Source organism: Pseudomonas sp. NPDC090752, from assembly GCF_055584805.1.
On record NZ_JBVJLI010000008.1, the window covers coordinates 79,390 to 102,458 of the forward strand.

Annotated in this window: 18 protein-coding genes, 1 pseudogene and 2 riboswitches; of the genes and pseudogenes, 6 read left to right on the plus strand and 13 right to left on the minus strand. The window is 62.3% G+C overall.

The window, feature by feature from the left end; all coding sequences use genetic code 11:
- Positions 1-55 precede the first annotated feature (55 nt).
- Positions 56-487, plus strand: a pseudogene (locus tag ACZ6YA_RS13065) (methyl-accepting chemotaxis protein); the annotation flags it as partial.
- On the opposite strand, the gene ACZ6YA_RS13070 reads toward ACZ6YA_RS13065, so the two are convergent.
- The 7 genes from ACZ6YA_RS13070 to ACZ6YA_RS13100 form a co-directional block, all read right to left on the minus strand.
- Entirely contained in the window at positions 462-3,737 is a 3,276-nt protein-coding gene (locus ACZ6YA_RS13070) for a transporter substrate-binding domain-containing protein (RefSeq protein ID WP_465897543.1), read from the minus strand. The pseudogene ACZ6YA_RS13065 and the gene ACZ6YA_RS13070 overlap by 26 nt on opposite strands.
- 11 nt (positions 3,738-3,748) lie before the next feature.
- Positions 3,749-4,363, minus strand: a complete 615-nt coding sequence (locus ACZ6YA_RS13075) for a response regulator (protein WP_465897544.1) — start codon at positions 4,361-4,363, stop codon at positions 3,749-3,751.
- A gap of 220 nt (positions 4,364-4,583) precedes the next feature.
- Complete coding sequence (locus tag ACZ6YA_RS13080; protein WP_465897545.1) at positions 4,584-4,826, minus strand: DUF1272 domain-containing protein; 243 nt, start codon at positions 4,824-4,826, stop codon at positions 4,584-4,586.
- Between the two features lie 66 nt (positions 4,827-4,892).
- Positions 4,893-5,645 (minus strand): precorrin-4 C(11)-methyltransferase, encoded by a 753-nt coding sequence (cobM, locus tag ACZ6YA_RS13085; protein WP_465897546.1) that lies wholly within the window; start codon positions 5,643-5,645, stop codon positions 4,893-4,895.
- Between the two features lie 22 nt (positions 5,646-5,667).
- A complete protein-coding gene (locus ACZ6YA_RS13090; RefSeq protein ID WP_465897547.1) occupies positions 5,668-6,078 on the minus strand; it encodes a cobalamin biosynthesis protein in 411 nt (136 codons plus the stop codon).
- A complete protein-coding gene (locus ACZ6YA_RS13095; RefSeq protein WP_465897548.1) occupies positions 6,078-6,788 on the minus strand; it encodes a CbtA family protein in 711 nt (236 codons plus the stop codon). The genes ACZ6YA_RS13090 and ACZ6YA_RS13095 overlap by 1 nt, the downstream gene beginning before the upstream one ends.
- A 9-nt stretch (positions 6,789-6,797) precedes the next feature.
- Positions 6,798-6,983 carry a CbtB domain-containing protein gene (locus tag ACZ6YA_RS13100; protein ID WP_400803223.1) on the minus strand — a complete coding sequence of 62 codons (186 nt, stop codon included), beginning with the start codon at positions 6,981-6,983 and terminating at the stop codon, positions 6,798-6,800.
- 107 nt (positions 6,984-7,090) lie between these two features.
- Positions 7,091-7,313, minus strand: a riboswitch (cobalamin riboswitch).
- 156 nt (positions 7,314-7,469) lie between these two features.
- Positions 7,470-7,679: riboswitch (cobalamin riboswitch) on the plus strand.
- Positions 7,680-7,778: 99 nt separating this feature from the next.
- On the opposite strand from ACZ6YA_RS13100, the gene cobW reads away from it, so the two are divergent.
- Genes cobW through ACZ6YA_RS13120 form a run of 4 tightly spaced genes read left to right on the plus strand, consistent with a single transcriptional unit; the run spans position 7,779 to position 14,282 of the window.
- Complete coding sequence (gene cobW, locus ACZ6YA_RS13105; RefSeq protein ID WP_465897549.1) at positions 7,779-8,846, plus strand: cobalamin biosynthesis protein CobW; 1,068 nt, start codon at positions 7,779-7,781, stop codon at positions 8,844-8,846.
- A 3-nt stretch (positions 8,847-8,849) separates the two neighbouring features.
- Positions 8,850-12,611, plus strand: coding sequence for a cobaltochelatase subunit CobN (gene cobN, locus ACZ6YA_RS13110; protein WP_465897550.1), 3,762 nt, complete (start codon positions 8,850-8,852; stop codon positions 12,609-12,611).
- A gap of 1 nt (position 12,612) precedes the next feature.
- Positions 12,613-13,614 carry an ATP-binding protein gene (locus ACZ6YA_RS13115; protein ID WP_465897551.1) on the plus strand — a complete coding sequence of 334 codons (1,002 nt, stop codon included), beginning with the start codon at positions 12,613-12,615 and terminating at the stop codon, positions 13,612-13,614.
- 35 nt (positions 13,615-13,649) lie between these two features.
- A complete protein-coding gene (locus ACZ6YA_RS13120) occupies positions 13,650-14,282 on the plus strand; it encodes a vWA domain-containing protein (RefSeq protein WP_465897552.1) in 633 nt (210 codons plus the stop codon).
- Positions 14,283-14,396: 114 nt separating this feature from the next.
- Here the strand turns inward: ACZ6YA_RS13120 and ACZ6YA_RS13125 are convergent, their stop codons facing one another.
- Positions 14,397-14,663 (minus strand): hypothetical protein, encoded by a 267-nt coding sequence (locus tag ACZ6YA_RS13125; protein ID WP_400803234.1) that lies wholly within the window; start codon positions 14,661-14,663, stop codon positions 14,397-14,399.
- Positions 14,664-15,008: 345 nt separating this feature from the next.
- On the opposite strand from ACZ6YA_RS13125, the gene ACZ6YA_RS13130 reads away from it, so the two are divergent.
- A complete protein-coding gene (locus ACZ6YA_RS13130) occupies positions 15,009-16,334 on the plus strand; it encodes a sigma-54 dependent transcriptional regulator (RefSeq protein WP_465897553.1) in 1,326 nt (441 codons plus the stop codon).
- 34 nt (positions 16,335-16,368) lie between these two features.
- On the opposite strand, the gene ACZ6YA_RS13135 is transcribed toward ACZ6YA_RS13130, so the two are convergent.
- From ACZ6YA_RS13135 to ACZ6YA_RS13155, 5 genes are all read right to left on the minus strand, one after another.
- A complete protein-coding gene (locus tag ACZ6YA_RS13135; RefSeq protein ID WP_465897554.1) occupies positions 16,369-18,570 on the minus strand; it encodes an LTA synthase family protein in 2,202 nt (733 codons plus the stop codon).
- Between the two features lie 133 nt (positions 18,571-18,703).
- Entirely contained in the window at positions 18,704-19,984 is a 1,281-nt protein-coding gene (locus ACZ6YA_RS13140; protein ID WP_465897555.1) for a coiled-coil domain-containing protein, read from the minus strand.
- A gap of 48 nt (positions 19,985-20,032) precedes the next feature.
- Entirely contained in the window at positions 20,033-20,776 is a 744-nt protein-coding gene (locus ACZ6YA_RS13145; RefSeq protein ID WP_465897556.1) for a hypothetical protein, read from the minus strand.
- A 36-nt stretch (positions 20,777-20,812) separates the two neighbouring features.
- Positions 20,813-21,493, minus strand: a complete 681-nt coding sequence (locus ACZ6YA_RS13150) for a C39 family peptidase (RefSeq protein WP_465897557.1) — start codon at positions 21,491-21,493, stop codon at positions 20,813-20,815.
- 68 nt (positions 21,494-21,561) lie between these two features.
- Entirely contained in the window at positions 21,562-23,058 is a 1,497-nt protein-coding gene (locus ACZ6YA_RS13155) for a heme utilization protein (protein ID WP_465897559.1), read from the minus strand.
- Between the last annotated feature and the right edge of the window lie 11 nt (positions 23,059-23,069).

Here is a 23,069-nt window from a genome sequence, read left to right on the forward strand (position 1 = left end):
CGATGCTTGCGCGCGCAAGGGCACCGAGGTGGTGCAGCAGACGGTAGAAGTGATCGAGCAGATTTCCCAGGAACTCAACGACGCGGCGCGCAGCATCGACGCGGTGAGCAAGCAGTCGGATGTGATTGGGCAGATCGTCCTGACCATTCGCGGGATCGCCGACCAGACCAACTTGCTGGCCTTGAATGCCGCCATCGAGGCCGCCCGCGCCGGTGAGCATGGGCGCGGCTTCGCCGTAGTCGCCGATGAAGTGCGCAACTTGGCAGCCAGAACCAGCAAGGCCACCCTGGAGATCGTCGATGTGGTGCGACAGAACCACGACCTGTCACTCACTGCGGTGGCCAGCATGCAGTCCAGCCTGACCCGCACGGGGCGAGGCGTTGCCCTGGCCAATGAGGCCGGCACAGTGATCATGGAGATACAACAGGGCTCACGCCACGTTGTCGACGCGATTAGCCAGATCAACTCGACGCTGCAATTGCACTGAGGGCCTCGTCCAGTTCGTGCTGCAAATGCTGCAGGCTGGTTTTCAGTTGCAGCCGCAGCGCGTCGGTGGGTAAGCCCTCGGCCTGGGCCTGTTCGATGGCCTCGCAATCCTGCACCACGCCCCGCACCTTGAGCATCTTGGCGCCGCCCTTGATGCGGTGGGTGACCGTGCGCACCGCGTCGCAGTCCGGGGCGTTGCCAAGTGCGTGTAGCGCGGCAAGATCTTCGCTGGCGCTGTGCGACAGTTGTTCGAGTAGGCGCCGTACTAACTGATCATCGTCCAGGGTCAGATGGCGCAGTTCGCTCAGGTTGAAGCCGCTTGCCGTAGGCTTTGACGCCTTCGGCTCTGGGTGAGCCTGCGGCACGTGAAGGCGGAGTGCTCGCAGGCCAATCGGCTTGAACAGGCAGTCATCCATACCGCTGGCCAGGCAACGTGCTCGTTCTTCGGCCTGGGCGTTGGCAGTGACGCCCAAGATCTTGCAGGCAGGAATTGAAAGTACCTGCTCTTGCTGGCGAATCCTGCGGGTGAGCTCGTGGCCATCCATTACCGGCATGCTGCAGTCGGTGATGACCATGTCAAAACGTGTGACTTGCCATTGAGCCAGCGCCGTTTGACCATTTTCGGCCAGGGTTACCTGATGGCCCAGGCTGTTTAGTTGTTTTTCCAAGAGCAGCAGGTTGGCCGGGTAATCGTCGACTACCAGAATCTTCAGAGGCCCCGTTGCGATTTCCTGATTAGGCAGGTTGGGTTCGATGGGCGTGGGTGGTTCGCTGATAGGCAGGTCCATTTGGACCAAAACCCGGGTGCCCACGCCTTCGACGCTTTGCAAGCTCAAGGTGCCGCCCATGAGTTCGGCCAAGGTCCGGCTGATCACCAGGCCCAGGCCGGCGCCCTGGCTCGACCTGGGGCCTTTAGCCTGTGCGAAGGCATTGAACAGACGAGCCTGGTCCTCCAGGCCAATGCCGATGCCGGTGTCCCGCACGCTGAGTTCCACATGAATGAGACGGTCAGCGCTCTGCGACTTGAGCAGAAGGGTGGCTTGTACCTCGCCGTGGTCGGTGAATTTGATGGCGTTGCTCAGCAAGTTGGAGAGGATCTGTTTGAGCCGCGTGGGGTCCACCAGCATCCATACCGGGCCTTTTGGCAGCTCGTCCTGCAGTTTCAGTCCTTTGGTTCGGGCATTGCCCTCGAACACCCTGAGGGTGGTGCGGACCAACTCGACCAGGTCGGTGGCCACCGGTTGCAGGGTCATGTGACCAGACTCCACGCGTGAGATATCCAGAATATCGCCGATCAGCGCTAGCAGGCCGACGGCCGAATTGTGCGCAGTCTGCAGCGCCAAGGCATCGCAACGTCCGGCTCGGCTATCTTCGAGCGCCATTTCGAGCAAGCCAATGACTGCATTCATGGGGGTACGGATCTCGTGGCTCATGGTCGCCAGAAACGTACTCTTGGTCTGGCTGGCTTGCTCGGCATCGTCCTTGGCCTGGCGCAATTGTTCAAGCAAGCCGCGGCTGAGCGCCAACTGCGCCTGCAGTGCGCGCTGGGCTTCGGTGCGTTGGTGGATCAGCTTGCGCAGGTAGCTGTTCCAAAACACCACGCCGGCCAGTAGCAATGCAGACAGCACCAGCACTTGCAGCGCCAGCGTGCGGTAATTGCGCCATGGGCTGTCACTGACCACGGTGCTGTTGCGCCAGCGATTGATCAGCTGGTCGAGCTCTTCCGGCGGAATGCTCAGCAGGGCCTTGTCAAGAATGGCCTGCAGTTGCGGCTGGTCGGGAGCGACAGCGAACGCGGCGATCGCCGGGTCGTCCCCTAGCACGCTGGCAATGCGCAATTTGTCCTTGAAGACATGGTTGATGTAGTACGCCGCGTTGATGTGGCTGCTGTAGGCGACATCCGCGTCGCCGTTGGCCACGGCTTCCATTAACCCCAGCGGGTTGTTCACTTCGACCACTGTGGCTTGCGGGTATTGGCGTTGCACGTCGGCTCGCAACGGCGACCCACGCAGCAGGGCTATGCGCTGTCCATCCAGGCCTCTGGCCTGCAAAGGCCAGGCGGCCTGGCTGCGCGTGACCAGTACTCTGGGACTGACCAGATAGGGACGGGTATAGCGCAGCTGTTCGGCGCGCTCGGTGCCGTAGCCCAAGGCCCCGATCATTTGCGCTTCGCTGTGTGCCACCTGCTCGACCATGGTCTGGACCGCGTTGCGTTCGGTAAGGTTGAACTGCAGGCCGGTACGTAGGGTGATTTGCTTGAGCAGGTCGATGGTTATACCGCTGGCACGCTGCTGGTTATCGTTGAACGTCAAGGGCGCGAGCGCAGTGTCGACCAGTACGCTAACGGTTGGATGGCTGTCTATCCAGGCCTGTTCTTCAACAGTCAGTGCAGAGAGGTGGCGCTCGAGCAGCAGGCTGGTGTTGCCACTGGTCCAGCGGCGCAGGATGCTCAACCGTTCGCTTTCGTTGATTCTCGCCAGGGCGGTATCGATCAAGCGTCGCAAGCGTGGGTTGTCACCGGCCAGGGCAAAGGAAAAGCTCGCGGCCGGCACCTGGCAGAAATGGTCGATCTTGACCATGCCCTGGTAGCTTTTGCCGATCAGGAAGTCGGTGCTGATCGCGTCGCCCAGATAAGCGTCGGCCTCGCCCAGTTCGACGGCTGCAAGGCCCGCCAGGGTGGAACGGTAGAAACTCAACTGCGCGCTGGGGTAGAGACTGCGAACGGTCTCGCCGGGCAGGTAGTGATCGACCATGGCCAGTCGCAGGCCCGCCAGGTCCCTGTTGTGTTTCAGCGTACGGCCTTCGCGGGTGACGATGACTGGCATGTCGTCGGCATAGGGCAGGCTAAGGCTGAGCTGGGCATCCGCGGCCTCGAAAGCGTTGGAGCTGCCCAGCAAGTCGATAGTGCCCTCACGCAGGGCGGCGATCGCTTCATGGCGGCTGGCAAAGCGCCTGACCTCGATCGGCACGCCCAACTGCTCGGCGATCAGCCCGGCGTAGTCGGCGCTCAAGCCTTCATAATCATTCGGGCTGATGTTGATTTCGAACGGTGGATAGTCGGGCCGTGAGCTACCCAGTAGCAGAACCTTGCGCTGCTGCAGCCACTGGCGGTCCTGAGCGTCCAGCTGTAACGGTGACGTAGCGCTGATGGCCCTCGCCAGTAACTGGCGCGGCTCGGCATCAGCCAGCGTTGCGGCTGGGCAGCAGGCCAGGCTGATAGCCAGTAGCAGGCCAACCAACGTGCGCTTCATGATGATTGCGCTCAGTTGACGTTGTTGCGCTTGGCCAGATCCACCATCTCGACCAGTGACTCCGTCTTGAGCTTGTCCATGATCCGGCCCCGGTAAGTACTGATGGTCTTGGCGCTCAGGTTCATCTGACTGCCGATGTGCTTGTTGTTTTCGCCGTTGGACAGCCGTCTCAGCACTTCCATCTCACGGTTGGACAGGCTGCCCAGGCGTGTCGGCTCACTGTCCAGCGTATTGCTGTTGACTGCCATCTGCGGGAAGGTGGAATAGCCCTTGACCAGGGCCTTGAGCGCAAAGACGACGGCGTCGAGGTCTTCGCTCTTGGTCACGAATGCGCCAATACCGGCATCCAGGCAGCGGCGTACATACAAGTCGGTGGCCTGGCCGGTCAGTACCATGATCTTGGGCGAATGCTCGAGCTGCTGCAGGCGTTTGATCACCTCCATCCCGTCGAGACCAGGAAGGCCGATGTCCAGGACCACGACGTCGGGTTGCAGCTTGCGTGCTACCTGCGCCACTTCGCTGCCGTTGTCGACTTCACCTATGACTTGAAAGCGCTCGCGCTCAAGCAGCATGCGTACGGCAAATCGAACGGTTGAGTGGTCATCGACGATCAGCACGGTTGTCATGAGGATAACTCCTGTCGGAATGTGGGCCGTTTCCCTGGGCTAATCAGGAATACGTCTGCAAGATCTTTCTGCAGCGCAGCACGATACGTCCATTCCGACGCCTTGGTAATGGCGAGTATAGATCCGTTGACTAATGAGGTTGGCGTTGTCGAAAAATCCTACAAAAATGCCTGAAAACAGGCATCTTCGGGTTGAATTCGACGTCACTTGCAATGATTGGTTACTTACAGCCAGCGTGGGGTTTCAGGACGCGCTGGGTCGAAGCAGGATTGTTACTCAAGGACTGGCCGACGCGGGGGGGGCGAGCAAGCAACTGGCCGGAGCAGTTGGGGCAGCGACCATGGAAGTGAGTGTCGGCACAACGGCGGCAGAAGGTGCATTCGAACGAGCAGATCAGCGCATCAGGGCTATCGCCCGGCAGATCGACATTGCAGCATTCGCAATTAGGGCGTAGCGCCAGCATGGGCATGACTCCAGTCCGTGGTTAGGAACCTGGAGTCTGCTCCGGCCATTGGCTGCTTGGCAACGGTTAGTCGCCTGGCCGATAGAGGTGCGAATGTCCGGCGCGATACAAGGCAGAGGCGGTGAACGGCGCGTCACCCAGCACGTGCCCGACGAGGATCAGTGCCGTGCGACGAAAGCCTTTGGCGCCAACCTGTTCGACGATATCGCCGAGGGTGCCGCGCACCCAGTCCTGGTCCGGCCAGGTCGCGCGGTGCACCACGGCCACAGGGCAGCCGCTGCCGTAATGGGGCAATAGTTCGTCGACGATCCGTGCCAGGTGCTTGACACCTAGGTGGATGGCCAAGGTGCTGCCATGCCGGGCAAGGTCGCCCAGTTGCTCCCCGGCTGGCATCGGCGAGCTGTCGCCGTAACGCGTGAGGATGACGGTCTGCGCTACTTCCGGCAGGGTCAGCTCGCAGCCCAGCAAGGCGGCGCTGGCGGCGGTGGCCGTGACCCCGGGGATGATCTGGTAATCGATACCCTGTTCGCGCAGGTGGTGGATCTGCTCGCCGATAGCCCCATACAGACTGGGGTCGCCACTGTGTACGCGGGCCACGTCCTGGCCTTTTGCATGCGCTGAGCGCATGGCGTCGATGATTTGTTCCAGGTGCAGTTCGGCACTGTTGATGAGCGTTTCGGCCTGATGGCCTTCGAGTACGGCGGCGGGTACCAGGGAGCCGGCGTATATGATCACTGGGCATTGACGAATCAGCCGTTGCCCCTTGACCGTTATCAGTTCGGGGTCACCGGGGCCGGCACCAATGAAGTAGACCGTCATGAGAAATCCTTGGATGTTGCGATTAATCGCCGCAGGCGAGGGCGAGGGTGGCAGTGCCGAGCGTCTGCCGTGTCACCCGAAGCGTGACACGGCCGTGATCAAGATGCGCCAAGGCCAGCGCTGTGCTCTCCGCAACGCCCCAGCAGCCACTGTGGGCGAAGGCTTTCGCGGAGCGGTGGCTGAGCAGGGGCTCGAACGCCTGCAGCTGGTTGGCCTCGAATATAACCAACGGCAGGTTGAGGCGTTTGGCAAGTTGTTGCAGGCCACGCTCGTCGGCTTTCAAGGCGATGCTGGCGATGCCCTGCAACGCAGACAGCGCCAGACCATGGCGGTCCAGCGCTTGGCGCAGCAGGGCGTCGAGCGCATCCGCCGGGCAGCCTCGGCGGCAACCGAAGCCGGCGTACAGCGCCACCTGCGGCTGTTCGCTGGCCATCAGGCCTGGCTTGAGCGGCGATACAACCAGGCACTGAGCAGTCCCAGGGCCAGCCAGAAGGCGGCATTGGTCAGCCACGAAGCGATCTTGAACTGAGTTTCCAGGGCTTCAGGGGCCAGGCTTGCGTGGACATCGGGCTGTGGTGCGCCAATGACATGGGGCATCACCAGCAATGCCACGCCGAGCGCCTTGAGCAGCCAGTGCCGGGCAAACACCAGCAGCGCCAGGCCGATGGCGGTGCTGGCAGCGGTACCGATCCACCAGCTCTGACGCAGGCCGAGGTCGGCGGCGGCAGTGCCGGGCAGCTCAGGCGGCAGTCCCAGAGTGGGCGCCAGGCAGAACACGGCGAAGCCGGCCAGGCCCCAGAGCGCGCCAGTGCTGACTCGGTTGGGCTCGCGCAGGCTGTACAGGGCCGCGAGAATCAGCGCAAAGCCGACGGCGACGACCAGGTTGCCACCGGTGGTGGAGAGGATGCGCTGCCAGCCGTCTTCCGGCGACCAGGCCTCTTCGCTGTGTTCATGCCCGGCTGCATGTTCATGGGCAACGGCTGCTTCACCGTCATGGCTGTGCTGCTCGACGGCAGGCGCCGCCGACTCGTAGGTTTCCGCCTGCAGAATCAGCGGAGCCACCCAGAAACTTTGCAGCAGGGTGAGCAGCAAGGCTGCAAGCAGGCCGCTGAACCCGGCGGTGCGGGCAATGCGCTTGATCATGGGGCGGTCTCAGTGGCAGGGGAAGGCGGCGCTGTGGCGGGTGTCGTGCGCGGCATTGTGCACGGCTTCGAGGTGCGAAAAACCGGCGAAGTAGACCAGGCACAGGCCCAGCAGGCTGGCGGCGGCGGCGATGACCACGCGCTGGCTGAGGGTGACGGGAGTGGCGATAGCGTGCTTGGTGCTGGTGATGGGCATGACGCGTTCCTCTGCTTTGCTTTTGTATGGGCAACGGGGCACAGGCGAGCGCGACAACCCCGGGCTTGAATGGCCCAGGGGAATGCGACAGCGCCCGCCCACCGCGGGGTGTTCATGAACGCCAGGCCGGTCTCCGGGCTTGCGAGGAGGAGCAGGGCTCCTGGTAAAGCGTCACCTTCCCATGCCGTACTGCGTGGCACAGTGGTCCAGACGTTTCACTCGCTTACCGTTGCGGGGGCAGCACCGGGTTTGTCGCGCCCTGGTGAGGGCTTGCGACGCACCGGTTTCCCGTTTCACCCCCGTGGGGGCACCTGAACGCGAGGTGTAAGGAGAGCACGGGGGAGGGTTTGCGTCAATTGGTGAGGTGGTGTGTAGTGTTCGCTTGAGTTTTATGTTGCTCTTGAGATCGAGCGCCGCCCGCGCGGCGCTCGATCTCAGGGGCAGCACAAATCTCAAGCCATGAGTTGACCAGCCACCACCCCCCGCGTAGCCTTGCCGCTTCGAGGTTCTTCGGCCACGCCGAAGCTAAGACGGGAACGCGGTACAAGCCGCGGCTGCCCCCGCAACTGTAAGCACCGAAACGGATCGACACAGCCACTGCGCCCTGGCGCGGGAAGGCGTCATCCCGCCAGCCCCTGTTCAATGAGGGGGCGCAACGGTGCAAGCCAGGAGACCTGCCTCGTGACGTTTTCGACTTTCAACCGGGCGGGGTGATCCGGTGGCGAACGAGCCCGGCCACCTGGCCCGCGGCTTTCGTCCCGCATGCCCGCGCCATCCTGCCAAGGGCAACGCGACATGAAAACACTGGCCAAGCTCCCCGTCACCATCGTCACCGGCTTCCTCGGCTCGGGCAAGACCACCTTGCTCCGGCATATGTTGGACAACGCCCAGGGCCGCCGCATCGCGGTCATCGTCAACGAATTCGGTGAGCTCGGCATCGACGGCGAAATCCTCAAACAGTGCAGCATCGGCTGCACCGAGGAAGAGGCCAGCGGCCGGGTCTATGAGTTGGCCAACGGCTGCCTGTGCTGCACCGTTCAGGAAGAGTTCTTCCCGGTAATGCGCGAGCTGGTGGCGCGCCGCGGCGACCTCGATCACATCCTCATCGAAACCAGCGGCCTGGCCCTGCCCAAGCCGCTGGTGCAAGCCTTCCAGTGGCCGGAAATCCGTAACGCTTGCACGGTTGATGCGGTCATTACCGTCGTTGACAGCCCGGCCGTAGCCGCCGGCACCTTCGCCGCCTATCCGGACCAGGTCGACGCCCAGCGCAAACTCGACCCCAACCTGGACCATGAATCGCCCCTGCATGAGCTGTTTGCCGATCAGCTGGCCAGCGCCGACCTGGTGGTGCTGAACAAAGCCGACCTGATCGACGCCGAGGGCCTGGCCAAAGTGCGCGCTGAGGTTGCCGAAGAACTGCCGCCTGCGGTCAAGGTGATCGAAGCCAGCAGCGGGCGCTTGCCGCTCGAAGTGCTGCTGGGCGTGGGCGCGGAGTCGGAGGCGCACATCGATGGCCGCCGTACTCACCATGATTCGCACCACGACGGCGACGATCATGACGACCACGACCATGACGCCTTCGATTCCATCTCCATTGACCTGCCTGAGGCCGACGAAGCCCTGTTGCTCGATGCGCTGACGCAGTTGGTGGTGGAGTTCGGGATCCTGCGCGCCAAGGGCTTCGCGGCCATCCCCGGCAAACCGATGCGCCTGCTGGTACAGGGCGTGGGCACCCGCTTCGACAAGCACTTCGACCGCGCCTGGCGTAGCGACGAGCCGCGCATCACGCGCCTGGTGCTGATCGGCCAGGACCTGGATGCCGTGCAATTGGAAGCGCGCCTGCGCCAAGCCCTGGGCGCCTGACCCATGCACCTGCTGCGGACCCAGCCCGGCGGTTTCGTGCCGGACGACAGCATCGCCGACCTCGGCCAGACGCCCGCCGAACTGGTGATCCTCTGCAGCGGCGATTCGCACCTTGCATTGCTCGCTGAAACTGCCGAGCAACTGCCGGATGACTACCCCAGCCTGCGCCTGGCCAACCCCATGCAAGTGCAGAACCATGCCTCGGTCGACCTGTACATCGACGAGGTACTGCGCCATGCCAAGGTGATCCTGGTGTCGTTGCACGGCGGCGTCGGTTACTGGCGCTATGGGGTCGAGCAATTGGTCGAACTGGCCTCGCGCGGGGTGCAGTTGATCCTGGTGCCGGGTGACGACCGGCCCGACCCCGAGCTGACCGGCCTTGGCACGGTCACTGGCGAGCCGGCCGAGCGCCTGTGGCATTACTTGCGCCAAGGCGGCAAGGCCAACGCGGTCAACCTGTTCAAGTGCCTGGCCAATCAGTGGCTGGGCCGTGATTACAGTTGGGATGCGCCGCAGCCATTGCCACGCACCTCGATCTACCACCCGCACATACCCGCTGCCGCCCTGGAGGACTGGTACGCCCAATGGCACCCGGAACATCCGGTGGCGCCGTTGCTGTTCTATCGCTCGCACCTGCAGGCGGCCAACACCGCGTTCATCGATATTTTCTGCGAACGGCTCCTGGCCGCCGGGCTCAACCCGCTGCCGATCGCCGTCGCCAGCCTCAAGGAAAGCACCTGCCTTGAGCAGGTTGAAACTTGGCTGGACGAAGTGGGCGCCGAGGTGCTGATCAACACCACAGGCTTTGCCCTGTCCAGCCCGGAACGCCCCAACCTGCGACCGTTCCGGCGCGACATACCGGTGCTGCAGGCGATCTGCGCGCAGGACAACCAACCCGGCTGGGAGGCTAGCGAGCAGGGCCTGGGCGCCCGCGACCTGGCGATGCACATTGCCTTGCCTGAACTGGACGGGCGCATCATCACCCGCCCGGTGAGTTTCAAGGACATGGCCTGGCGCAGCGAGCGCAGCCAGTCCGATGTGGTCTGCTACCGCGCCCACCCCGAGCGTATGGACTTCGTCGCCGAACTGGCGCGGCGCTGGGTCGAATTGGCACGCCTGCCCAATGGGCAGAAACGCGTGGCGTTGGTGCTGGCCAACTACCCGACCCGTGATGGACGCATCGGCAACGGCGTCGGGCTGGATACGCCTGCAGCGGCCCTGAACATCCTCAAAGCCCTGCAAGCTGAAGGCTACCCGCTGGCCGAACTGCCAAGCAGCGGCACGCAACTGATCCACCAGTTGCTTGGCGGTGTCACCAACGATCTTGAACACCTCGACCAGCGCCCTTGCGCGCAAAGCCTGAGCCTGGCGGATTATCAGGCTGCCTTCGACCGCCTGCCCGAAGCTAACCGCCAGGCCGTGCTGGAACGTTGGGGCCCGCCCGAGCAGGACCCGATGTACCGCAGCGGCCGTCTAATGGTCGCTGGCCTGCGTTTTGGCCTGACCTTCGTCGGTATCCAGCCGGCGCGTGGCTATCAGGTCGACCCCAGTGCCGTCTACCACGACCCGGACCTGGTGCCGCCGCACGGCTACCTGGCGTTCCATTTCTGGCTGCGCCATGCCTTCGCTGCCGATGCGGTCATCCATGTCGGCAAGCACGGCAACCTGGAGTGGCTGCCCGGCAAGGGCGTCGGCCTGTCTGCCCAATGCTGGCCTGATGCGCTGCTGGGCCCGCTGCCGAATATCTATCCCTTCATCGTCAACGACCCGGGCGAGGGTGCCCAGGCCAAGCGCCGCACCCAAGCGGTGATCATCGACCACCTGATGCCGCCGCTGACCCGTGCCGAAACCTACGGGCCACTGCGCCATCTAGAGCAACTGGCCGACGAATTCTACGAAGCGCAGATGCTCGACCCACGGCGCGCCCGAGAACTGCAGGGCGACATTCTTGACTTGGTGAAGGCCAACCACATCGACCGAGAACTGCAGCTGGAAGGCCAGTTGGATGATGCCGACGTGTGGCTGCCGCGCCTGGATACCTACCTGTGCGACCTCAAGGAATCGCAGATTCGAGACGGTTTGCATGTATTTGGCGAGTCCCCGCAGGCACGTCTGCGGATCGACACGTTGCTGGCACTGCTGCGAGTAGAGCGCGGCGATGGCCGGGGCGGCAATGCCAGCGTGCTGCGCACGCTCGCCAAGGCCCTGGTGCTGGGCTTCGACCCGTTGGACTGCGATCTCGGGCAAAATTGGGCTGGCCCGCGCCCAGCGCTGCTGCAAGCCATCAGCGAATCAGCATGGCGCACCTGCGGTGACACCCGCGAGCGCCTTGAGCTATTGGCGCTGCAGGTTATCGAGCAAGCGCTGAACGGTAGCCTTCAATTGCCCGTCGAGACTCACTGGCAGCCAGTACACGAGGTAATGCAAGCCTTATTGGACCAAGTTGCGCCCAATCTTGACGCTTGCGGGGCGGCTGAAATCAATGGACTGCTTGCAGCCCTGGCCGGGCGCTTCGTGCCGGCCGGCCCCAGCGGTGCACCTAGCCGTGGACGCCTGGATGTGCTGCCCACCGGCCGCAACTTCTATACCGTCGATGTACGCAACCTGCCCACCACCACGGCCTGGCGCCTGGGTTTCGCTTCGGCCAACCTGATCCTTGAGCGCCATCTCCAGGACCACGGAGATCACTTGCGCCAACTCGGTCTCTCGGTATGGGGCACCGCGACAATGCGCACAGGTGGCGATGACATCGCCCAGGCCATGGCGCTGATGGGCGTGCGGCCGGTGTGGGCCACCGGCAGCCAGCGCGTCGATGACTTCGAGATCCTGCCGTTGAGCGTGCTCGATCGCCCTCGGGTGGATGTAACCTTAAGAGTATCGGGCTTTTTCCGCGATGCCTTCGGCAACCTGATTCGCCTGTTCGATGCGGCCGTTCAGGCGGTAGCGGCGCTGGACGAACCGGATGATGCCAACCCCCTGGCCGCGCGGGTGCGCAGCGAACGTGAAGCCTTGCAGGCGCAAGGCGTGGAGGCTGAGCAGGCTGCACGCCAGGCCGGTTGGCGTGTATTCGGCGCCAAGCCGGGCGCATACGGTGCCGGGGTGCAGAATGCCATTGATGGCCGCCTGTGGCACAGCCGTGACGACCTGGCCGAGGTGTACCTCAATCATGGCGGCTATGCCTATGGCGCCAGCGACGAAGGCACACCCGCGCGGGCTCAGTTCGCTCGGCGCCTGGGTCAAATGCAGGCGGTTCTGCAGAATCAAGACAACCATGAGCACGACTTGCTCGACTCCAATGACTATTACCAGTTCCAGGGGGGCATGCTGGCCGCTTCCGAGACCTTGTCGGGCAGCGCAGTGGCCAGTTACCACGGCGACCACAGTCAGGCAGACCGGCCGCGCATCCGCACCCTCAAGGAGGAACTGAACCGCGTCATCCGCGCGCGCGCCCTGAACCCCAAGTGGATCGACGGTGCCAAGCGACATGGCTATAAAGGAGCGTTCGAACTGGCGGCGACCGTCGACAACCTGTTCGCCTTCGACGCGACCACGCACCTGATCGACGACCATCATTACCAGTCGCTGGCCGATGCCTACGTGCTCGACCCGGCGACCCGCACTTTCATGCGCGAGCACAATCCCGAGGCCCTGCGTGACCTCACCGAGCGCCTGCTGGAGGCCCAGCAGCGCGGCCTCTGGGAAGCCCCCGGTGAATACCGCGAAGCCCTGGAAGAGCAATTGCTCGACGGCGAGGAACAGGCTTGAAATGAGTGAACCCGTACAATTTCCGCTGGCGGCCGTGGTCGGCGCCGAAGACCTCAAGCTGGCCTTGTGCCTGACCGCCATCGACCCGAAGATCGGCGGCGTCCTGATCGAGGGGCCGCGTGGCATGGCCAAAAGTACCCTGGCCCGCGGCCTAGCTGACCTGCTCGGCGAAGGGCCGTTCGTGACGTTGCCACTTGGCGCCAGCGAAGAACGTCTGGTCGGCACGCTCGACCTCGATGCCGCGCTGGGGCAAGGCAAGGCGCAGTTTTCACCGGGCGTGCTGGCCCAGGCCGATGGTGGCGTGCTGTATGTCGATGAGGTCAACCTGCTGCCCGACACATTGGTCGATCTGTTGCTGGACGTCGCTGCCAGCGGCACCAACCGCATCGAGCGGGACGGTATTTCCCATCGGCACAGTGCGCGCTTCGTTTTGATCGGCACCATGAACCCTGAAGAAGGCGAATTACGCCCACAACTGCTCGACCGCTTCGGCCTGAACGTGGTGCTCGAAGGATTGCCGGCACCCGCCGCGCGTCAGCAGATCATTCGTCGTCGTCTGGCCTTCGACACCGACCCGCAGGCCTTCTGCGAGCAATGGGCCCAGGCCCAGGCGCAGTTGCGTGAGCGCTGCCAGGCGGCACGCCAGACCCTGGCGGCAATCGCCTTGGACGACCAGGCCCTGGCCTGGATTACCGAGCGCTGCTTTGCAGCCGGGGTCGATGGCCTGCGTGCCGACCTGGTCTGGTTGCGTGCCGCCCGTGCCCACTGCGCCTGGCGCGGCGGCGAGGCCATCGAAGAGGGCGATGTCGATGCGGTGGCGGAGTTCGCCCTACGCCATCGCCGCCGGGAGTCGCCAGCAATCGAACCGCCCTCGCCGCCACCTCAGGCAGGCGGAATGGATGCGCCGGACCAGGGCGGGCAGGGCGATTGGGGCGCGCTGCCTGCACAGCCAGTAGCCAGCGGCGCCCGGCGCGAGGTGCCGAACTGGGCAAAAAAGCCCTGAGCATCCGCCCACCCGGCAGCAAGGTGGCGGATGCCATGCCCCGAGTCGGCAATGTGCCTGGCGCCAGCCGTGGACGCGCGCGCGCGGCGCAAACGGGGCGGGTGGCGTGGCTTGCGACCCTGCTCAACGGGCGCCCGCGCCTGCGCCAGGACCTTTGCTGGCAGCAGCGCCGGGCTCAGGCTGGCGAATTGTGGCTGATCATTGTCGATGCGTCAGCGTCCACCAGGCGCCACCAGGCGCTGGCACAGAGCAAAGGGTTATTGGCCGAGTTGTTCGATCAGGCCTATCGACAGCGCGCTCGACTGGCGCTGCTGACCGCCAGTGGGGGCGCGCCTCAGTGGCAGCGTCATGGCTTGAAAGCCTCAGCCTCGCTGCAGCCTTGGCTACACGCCTTGGGTGCCGGAGGCGGCACTCCGTTGATTGCTGCCCTGGAGCAAGCCCGGCGTTGGTTGCAGACGCGACAAAAGGCCCACCCTCAGGAATTGCAGCGTTGCCTGGTGTTTACCGATGGCCGATTGCAGCGTTGGCGTGCCGTGCAGCCCATGCCCTGCGCGACGGTATTGGTAGACATGGAATTGGCGCCAGTTCGGCTGGGCCGGTCGCGGCAATTGGCCGCAGAGTTACTAGCCGATTACCAGCATCTTGAGCAATTCAGGATAAAGGACTAAGCCACTTCACGAGGGCTGCCGCGACACTATGTCGCAATTGAAAAGTTGCCTAAAGGGCATTGGAGAAGTTGCAAAGGTGCGTGCTCGGCACGCACTTGCAGGCAACCATTGATATTACTTGGGCATCGACCAAGGTTGCAGGTCATAGCCTTTCTGACACAGTTCGGCACGCACTTCCTCGATCAAACTGGCCCATTGCGCCGGGTCGGAATAGATATGCGAGGACACCTGCTTGCTGCCGATACGGGTGCTGGTCCGGTCGATCACCGCCAGGCTCAGCTCACCGGTACCGTTGGGCGCATCCCAGGCGACGCACTGGAAGGGTTCGAAGGCATGATCGGCGATCAGCAAGGCTTCGTTGACACGGAGCGGGGCATTCATGGTTCGGTCTCTCTATGGTCCCAAACATCGACATTCAAGTCCGCATTACTGCAACGTCGCTTCAGGGTATCGCGATCTGCAGCGCGGGGTTATTCGTACTGATGCTCCAAGTTGGGGGCGGAGTCACACAGTTTTTGTAAATATTTTGCGGCGGCATGATTTTTTTTATTGCACTGCGCCGCCTGTGACGCTGATTAATTTGAAAAATTCCCGACCCGGCCTGATGCGAAAGAATTGGGCAGACAGACGGTAGTGGGCGCCGCCATGTTCGTTGCTACTGTTAAACAGGCGCCGCAACTTACTGTTTTCACGTAAAAAACCACAATTTGGCGCCAAGGAACGGTCATGCACGAAAGCGCCTCTCTTCGCCGCTTGCTCATCGTCGATCCCTGCGACGATTGCCACCGTCTGCTGCCTGGCCTCGAAAGTGCCGGGTGGAATGTTCACAGCTGTAGCCTGGACCTGGCCTTGGAGCATCGCTGCGATATTGGCTTGCTGCGCTTGCAGGAGTCGCACCTGCGCCATCCAGATGCAGTCAAGGACATGATCAAACGCAGCAATACCGAATGGATCGCGGTGCTTAATGGCGAGCAATTGCGGATGCAGAATGTCGGTGACTTCGTCTGCGAGTGGTTCTTCGATTTTCATACACTGCCGTTCGACGTTTCCCGTGTGATGGTCACGCTCGGACGGGCATTTGGCATGGCGCGCCTGCGGGGTAAAGGGGCAGTGCCGATCGATGGCCTGGAAGACGAATTGCTGGGTGACAGTCGGCCGATTCTTGAATTGCGCAAGCTGCTGGGAAAATTGGCGCCCACTGAATCGCCGGTGTTGATCCGCGGTGAAAGCGGCACTGGCAAGGAGTTGGTCGCACGTACACTGCATCGGCAGTCGCAGCGCAAAGAAATGCCGTTCATCGCCATCAATTGCGGGGCGATCCCTGAGCATTTGATACAGTCCGAGTTGTTCGGGCATGAGAAGGGGGCGTTTACCGGTGCGCATCAGCGCAAGATTGGACGTATCGAAGCGGCCCATGGCGGTACGCTGTTCTTGGACGAAATTGGCGATTTGCCACTGGAGTTGCAAGCAAACTTGCTGCGTTTTCTCCAGGAAAAGCATATAGAACGGGTCGGCGGCAGCCAGCCTATCCCGGTCGATGTGCGGGTCCTTGCTGCGACCCACGTGGACCTTGAGCGCGCCATAGAGCAGGGGCGCTTTCGAGAGGATTTGTATTACCGGCTCAACGTGTTGCAGGTGGTGACGGCGCCGCTGCGTGACCGGCATGGCGACCTGTCGATGCTGGCCAACCATTTCTCGCATTTCTACAGCCTGGAGACAGGCCGCCGGCCACGCACGTTCAGTGACCATGCCTTGGCCGCGATGGGCCGTCACAGTTGGCCGGGCAATGTGCGTGAACTGGCCAACCGGGTGCGCCGTGGGTTGGTATTGGCCGAAGGCAGGCAGATCGAGGCTCAGGATTTAGGGCTGCACGTGCTGGAGCAGGAGGAGCAGCCCTTGGGAACACTGGAAGACTACAAGCACCGTGCCGAGCGCCAGGCGTTATGTGACGTGCTCGATCGCCACAGTAACAACATGAGCATTGCCGCGAAAGTGCTTGGGGTGTCGCGGCCTACCTTCTACCGGCTGCTGCACAAGCACCAGATTCGCTGAAACCGCCCCGAGCAGAGGCGGCACCGGCCATTGGTCAGCTCGACTGGGCAATGTGCCCGTCCGACAATGGCTCAACGGTTTCCTCCTCATCCGGCAACGCCGTTATGACGCTGAAATCACTGACCTCCACCTCGCCGCCGCCATATCCCAGCAAGTGGAAGGAAAACGCCTTGCGTACCGTCGGGTTATCGAAGCCGAACTCCATTTCCAGCGGCTCTTCGGTGGTCACTCGGATCTCCTCGGGCAACCCCAGCGGCACGTCCTGTTCCCGTTCCTTGGCCTTGAGCTGGATATAGGCGGCGTGTTGCGGATCGAGTGCGCGTACCTTGACCCGTACCCGCGTGCGTGTGCCTTCGGGCATCTCCATGTACTGCGCGCCAATCAGGTTATCGGCCCAGTCATCACGTATCTGTGCCTGCAGCTGGATGGCAGAGGGACCGCCGAACTGGTATCGCAGGTTCAGCGGGGTTTGCAGAAGTGATTGGTCAAGCACACCGGCGAGGGCCGTGAGCTGTGGGCCGAGGCTGCGGTCACCGGGGCCGAGGTACTTGGCCTGGTCGGCAATGAACCCTTCGCTGGCATACCGGCGGCAGCGCTGTTGGAAGTCGCATTCGGTGAACACCCCCTGGCCGTCGTGATAGCGCAGCATACCGTTGGTGTAGGAGATCATCTCCCGGCCCGTGTCGTAATCGCGGAACATCGAGCGCCCGGCCAGCGCCACCGGTATCGGCAAGGCAAAGTAATCGAGCAGGGAGTTGGCCAGGTCCACGTGGCCATAGGTGCCCTGCTTGATGTGTGGCAGTTGCGCCTGCTCGGGCGCCAGGGTCAGGTTGAAGCCCCAGGATGACGCCAGCCGCACGCCGTCGATACCGTGGGACTCATCCGAAGTCACCACCACCAGCGTATCCTTGAGCACGCCCTGGCGCTCCAGGGTGTCGAGGAACGCGCCAATCGCATCATCCAGGTACGCCACCGCTGCCTGTTTGGCCGTGTCGTAGCGTTCCAGGTATTCGGTGGGCGCAGAATACGGCTGGTGGGTGCCAACGGTCAGGAGCGTGAGCATCCAGGGACGCGCTTGCTGCCTGAGCTGGCCGACGTACTCCAGTGCGCCGTCGAAGAATGCCCGGTCATCCTTGCCCCAAGGAAATTCCAGGTAATTTTCATTGCTGAACCACTCCAGACCATGCACCGAATCGAAGCCGATATGCGGCATGATTCGGTCTTTCGCCATGAAGCGCAGACCTGCGCCTTGCAGGTAATGCGTGCTAAAGCCTGCTTCGCGCAGCTGCGCTGGCAAGCAGGCCTGGTTGCGTTGCTGCTGGGTGAGCAGCTCCATGCCTTTTGGCGTGCCATTGGCCAATTTGTCGTAGTCGCCGCAGAGCATGGCGTACAGGCCACGGATGGTCTGGTGGGTATGCAGCACGTAGTCGGGGGTGTTCATGCCGCGTTCGGCCCAGCGGCTGAGGTTGGGCATCAGGTCTTCATCAAAGCGGCTGTGCAACGCCTGACGGTTGGGGCGTACATAAGCGCCGGGAATGCCTTCGACGGCAATCACCAGCAGATTGCGTGCGCTGCCAGGTGCGCCCAGCAGTTTCTGGCCATGCAGGTCGGCCTGGGTCAGCCCGGCGCTGGGTAGCGCCTTGATCGGTTGCGTTTGACCGGCCCAGTCCGAGGCACGCTGCTGCAGGTCGGTGACGCCAGCGGACAGGAGTTGGTGGGGGAGGTTGTACTGCCGCCATTGGTCGGCATCGGACGGCGCCAGGTATTGGCTGCCCCAGTGCACGCCGAACAGTGCAAGCGTACAGGCCACGGCCTTGAACCCCAGTGGAGTGCCACGCTGGGCCTGACTGCCCCTGGACGCCATCGCCCAGGCCAGTAATCCTGCGCCCATCATCCAGGGCAGCCAGGCATGGGCCAGGCCGCCGCCGGTGGAGTTTTCCATGAACTGTGGATCGAACAGGTAACCCAGGTCGGCACTGTTCGGCAGGCGGCCGACAGCGCTGACCAGTTCGGCGGACGCTACCCACAATGCGGCCCATGCCAGTAGCACAGGCAAGGCCAGCCACCAGGGTCGACGGTGCAGCATCACAACCAGCAGCCCGCCAATGGCGAGGTCGGAGACGTAGCCCAACGGGTTGGACCAACCCAGCAGGGCGCGCGCAGCCAGGGGAATCACCAGCACCAGGGTCACCAGGGCGACGAGTCGGGCAGGCGGATGGCCAAGCAGGTTTTTCACGAAAACTTTCCTTAATTGCCGTTAAACCGTCACATATCTATGCGCGATGATAACAGGCTGGGTCCAGGAAAGCGGTCGGCTACAAGGACTGTTACCAAAAGCCGAGCCCGCTGTGGGCCCGGCTTTCAGGAGGTTAGAAGTAGTAGGGGAACTTCAGGCTGAAGGAAAAGTCCGGTGCATCATCGGTCAAGCCGATGGACAGATTGGGCACGATGGTCAGGTTGTTGGAGGCCGCGAAGGTCATGCCGATGTTGAAGTTGGCAGCGTTGTAGTCGCTGTTGGTGATCGACTGCCAGTCACCGCCATCGGGTTTGATCTTGCTCTTGCGTGAGAACTGGTCGGTAACCGAGAACGACATACTCATTTTTTCGTTCAGGGCGAACGCGATGCCGCCGCCGATCTGCCAGGAGTCGCCCAGTTTCACGTCACCCGGCACCTTGGTGTTGACTTGCGGGCTGATGTCGCTGAACGAGTCCTCCATGTTGTAGGTGTAGGACAGACTGCCGAACAGCACGGCTGGGTCGAAGGTCTTGACCAGTGAGATACCTGGCGTGATCGCCCACACACCGTTGCCGGTCGGGAGGTCTTCAGGGATGGCCAGGTTATCGTTGCCGGCCACCTGGACCAATTTGATCCCATAGGGGTCTTTGCCGGTCGGCGCCTTCACCCGCAGGGTAGCCACTGCATCCGGCCAGTTCTCCGATTCGTCGATGAACTTGTAGGCCACCCCAAAGTTGACGTCACCGATGGTCGGGTCGCGGGTCACCGTGCCGTCCGAGCTCACCCCGGCCGCACCACCGGCGCCCCCGGAAGAGTAGGTCGACTCGCGATAAACGATCGGTACGTTGATATCGAACTGCCAGCGTTGGTCGACGTTGTAGCGCGCCGTGAGGTCCAGCGTCCAGTTGTCGGCCTTGATGCGGTCGATGTTGATGTTGCCTAGGAAAATCGAGTCGAGCGCCAGGAAGCCGTTGAGGGTCAGGGCGCGGGTGTCATAGTGGGTATAGGTCAGGCCGGTTTCGACACTGAACTTGCCGCCGCCGAAGAAGCCGCTGGCTTCGTCGTACAGGTTGGAAACGCTTTGTGCCGGTTCAGAATCGTCCTGCAGCGATTGGCCGTAGGAACTGCCTGTGGTACCAGGTGCGCCGGCGGCGACCGTCTGGCCACCCTTGACACCCTCGGCGGGCGACTTGGTCAGACGCTTGGGCGCGGGTGCCGGTGGGGCTTCCTCCACCTGTCGCAGCCGTTGTTCCAGCACCATCAATGCGTTTTGCTGTGCTTCGTAGCGCTCCTTAAGCGCAATCAGCTCCTGTTTGAGTGCTTCGACCTGAGGGTCGGTTGCCGCCTGTAGCAGAGTGGCCGGGGCCAGGGTTGTCAAACAAACGATAGCTCTGAACGTCAACAAACGGTGCATGGATTAGCCGTCCCTTCTGACTACTTGTGCGATGAGACTGAGCGTAGATCAGTATCCCGGATTGCGAAGGCCTTTGAGTTGATCGAGGTTGGCATTCATCGAGCCAGCCGTGGCCGGGGCATCGCGCAGCACGACATTGAGCTGGGTCAGGTTGCGCACCTGGTTGCTGGCGCCGAGCAAGGTGGTGTTCTGCATCAGGCCGCCTTGACCCAGACGTTGCAAGGTGCTGCCCTGGTTGTTGTTGGCGACGATGCCCAGTTGAACACCGGTACCGCTGGCGGTAACGCTGAGCGAACCTGCACCATTGGCGCCGACCAGCGTCGTGCCTGCCGCCAGGGCCTGGCCCTGCGGTTGTGTGGCGGGCGCTTCATTGCCCTTGGTGACATTGATGCCGACGTCGTTGTAAGCGGTGTTGTAATCCCCGGCGGCCCGCACCACCTGTGTGACGCCTTCGGTAGTATTGAGCCCGCTGCCACCAATTACCGTACCGGTGCCCTGGCTTTGCTGCCGTGCGCCGATGCCTTTTTCGTTGATCATCGACACATAGAACTGCGGTTTGATGGTGTTTTGCTGAACCTGCATCGCCGAGGTCGCACCGATCACTTCACCATTGGCATTTTGCCAAGTGCTGGTCATGACGATGCCGAAGCTGACGATCCGCCCGGGGAGCACGTAGCGCCCGCGCAAGGCGTCCAGCTCCTGATCCTTCAGTTCTATAGGTTTGAACGTCTGTGCCTGGGTCGGCAGGCTGGCGGCCAGGCAAAGGGTGGCCAGCCAGATTGAAGTCTTCATGGGGTGCTCCCGGAGCGTCTTGCCCACTGTCGTCATTTAGAAGAAGTCGCTTTGAATGAAACCGAAGTCCATCAACTCGGCGTCCTGCACCGGGGTGAAGTTGCTGATGCGATTCTTGGCGCTCAGCGGCAACGGCGGGTCGAGCAGGGCGTTGGCCTTGTCGTACCCTTGGCCGATTACGGCAAAGATGATGCCGTTCCAGCCTTTGACGAAATCATCGAGCTTGAAGCGTTTGTGGCCGAGCACCGGATCACCGATGTACACCCAGCCTTTGTCGACTTTCTGCATGACCACGAAGTGTTTGTAGCCGCGGATGTCCATTAGCACGACCACGGGTATGCGGATGCTGTGCAATGTATCTGGTGCAACCTTGTAGCCGCGTGCGCGCATGCCCAGGCTTTCGACGTAGCGCTTCATGTCGAGCATCGAGAAGCCTTGAGTACGCACCAGGTCCTGGTTGGCATGTTCGAGCATGCCTTCGATCACCTGATGTTCGTCTACATCCAGCCAATAGGCTTGGCGCAGAATGGTTGCCAGCGAGGCCGCGCCGCAACTGAAGTCGGTCTTCTGCTGGACCAGGTCGGCGAACTTGCGCTCGCGGATGCTCTGGATGGGCTTGTAGATCACCGCACCACCCGGCAGGACGGACAACGGCATCTGGGCTGCTTCGCTGACACTGGCCATGCACAGCAAAAACGCCAAGGCGATAATGCGCATGTTCGACGCCCCCCTGCTTTTTCTTGTTAGAAAGAGGCCCCCCGAAGGGGGCCTCCAGGCCGCAGGTGTTACATCGAGGTGTTGGAGATGGCCAGCGAGTTGCTTTGCTGGTTGCCCACACCTGCTGCCACGTTGACGCCCAGGTTGCCGCTGCCGCCGTTCACCGAACCACTCAGGGTGGCGGTGTTGGTCACAGGGTTGGCCCAGCCGGTTGGGGTCAGCACTTGGAACGACACAGTGTTGCTCAGCGCATACTCGCTAGACTCGCTGAAGCTCTTCGAGATCGAGTCCGAAGATTCGGATGCTTTCTCGCCGGATTTCGCGTAGTCCGAAGCGCTGGCTTTTTCCCATGCAGAGTCGTGTGCCTTCTCGTAGGAAGTATCGCGCGCCTTGTCATAGGACGAATCGCGGGTACGGTCATACGAAGAGTCATACGCCTTGTCGAAGGACGAGTCGAAGGACTTGTCGAACGACGAGTTGCTGGCCGACTCGTGCGAACGGTCGATCGATGCATCGAGGTTTGCACTGAGCGATGCGTCGAAGTCGGAGCTGCGCGAACGAGTGAAGTTGCCGAAGGTTTGCGACGACGATGCACTGCCATTGGCATCTGCATCGAGCGAAGCGCTCAGCGTAGTGTTGGACGAAGAGCTGTGGTCACGGCTAGCCGAACCACTGGCATCCCAGCTGTTGGAACCACTGGCGGTCATGCTGTTGGTGCCACTGGCGCTGCTGCTGTTGGAACCGCTGGCGGTCATGCTGCTCGAACCGCTGGAGCTGCTGCTCTTCGACCCGCTGGCGTTGCTGCTTTGCGAACCGGCTACGCTGAAGCTCGAACTGGAGCTCTTGTCGACGCTGGCATCGTACGCACCGCTACGCGAGGACGAGCCACTTTTCGAGGTGGTGAAGGTCAGCGTGTCGATGGTGTAGGTGCGGTCAGCACGGTTGTTCACTTCCAGGCCAGGTCCATTCTGGTCGGCCGAAGCAGTAGCGCTAGAGTTACCGATGGCCGCGGCATTGTTGGCAATGGCCATGGTATTTTTCTGCTGGTTCAAGTCGCCACCAGCCACGTTGATACCAATGTTGCCGCTGGCGCCATCAGCCGAACCACTCATGACTGCGGAGCTTTGAGTCGACCAGTTGTTGACGACGTTGTTGTTGCTGCGCTGGATAACATCGGCACTGGCGGTGGCGGTGCCGAAGACGAAGCTGTTGTCGATATCGGCGTTGTCGGACGAGGTGTTGGCGATTGCCGCGGCGTTGTCCTGCTGGTTGCCGTTACCGGCTGCCACGTTGACCCCGACGTTGCCGCTGGCACCGGTCCCGGAGCTGCTCATTTCGGCTTCGTTGATGGTGCCTTCGTTGCGGATGGAGTTGCCAGTGCTCCGTTGGGAGTCAGAGGCAGTGGCTTCGGCAGAGGTGTAAACCGCCCGATCCATCTGCCGGTGGTTGTTGTGGTTATTGTGGCCGTGGCCGCCTCGTCTATCGTTCTGATCCGCTTGTGCAGCAACAGCCATGACCGCAGCAATTGCGAAAACCAGAGGCTTGATTGCCATCGAAGGTTTCATGGTGTTTCTCC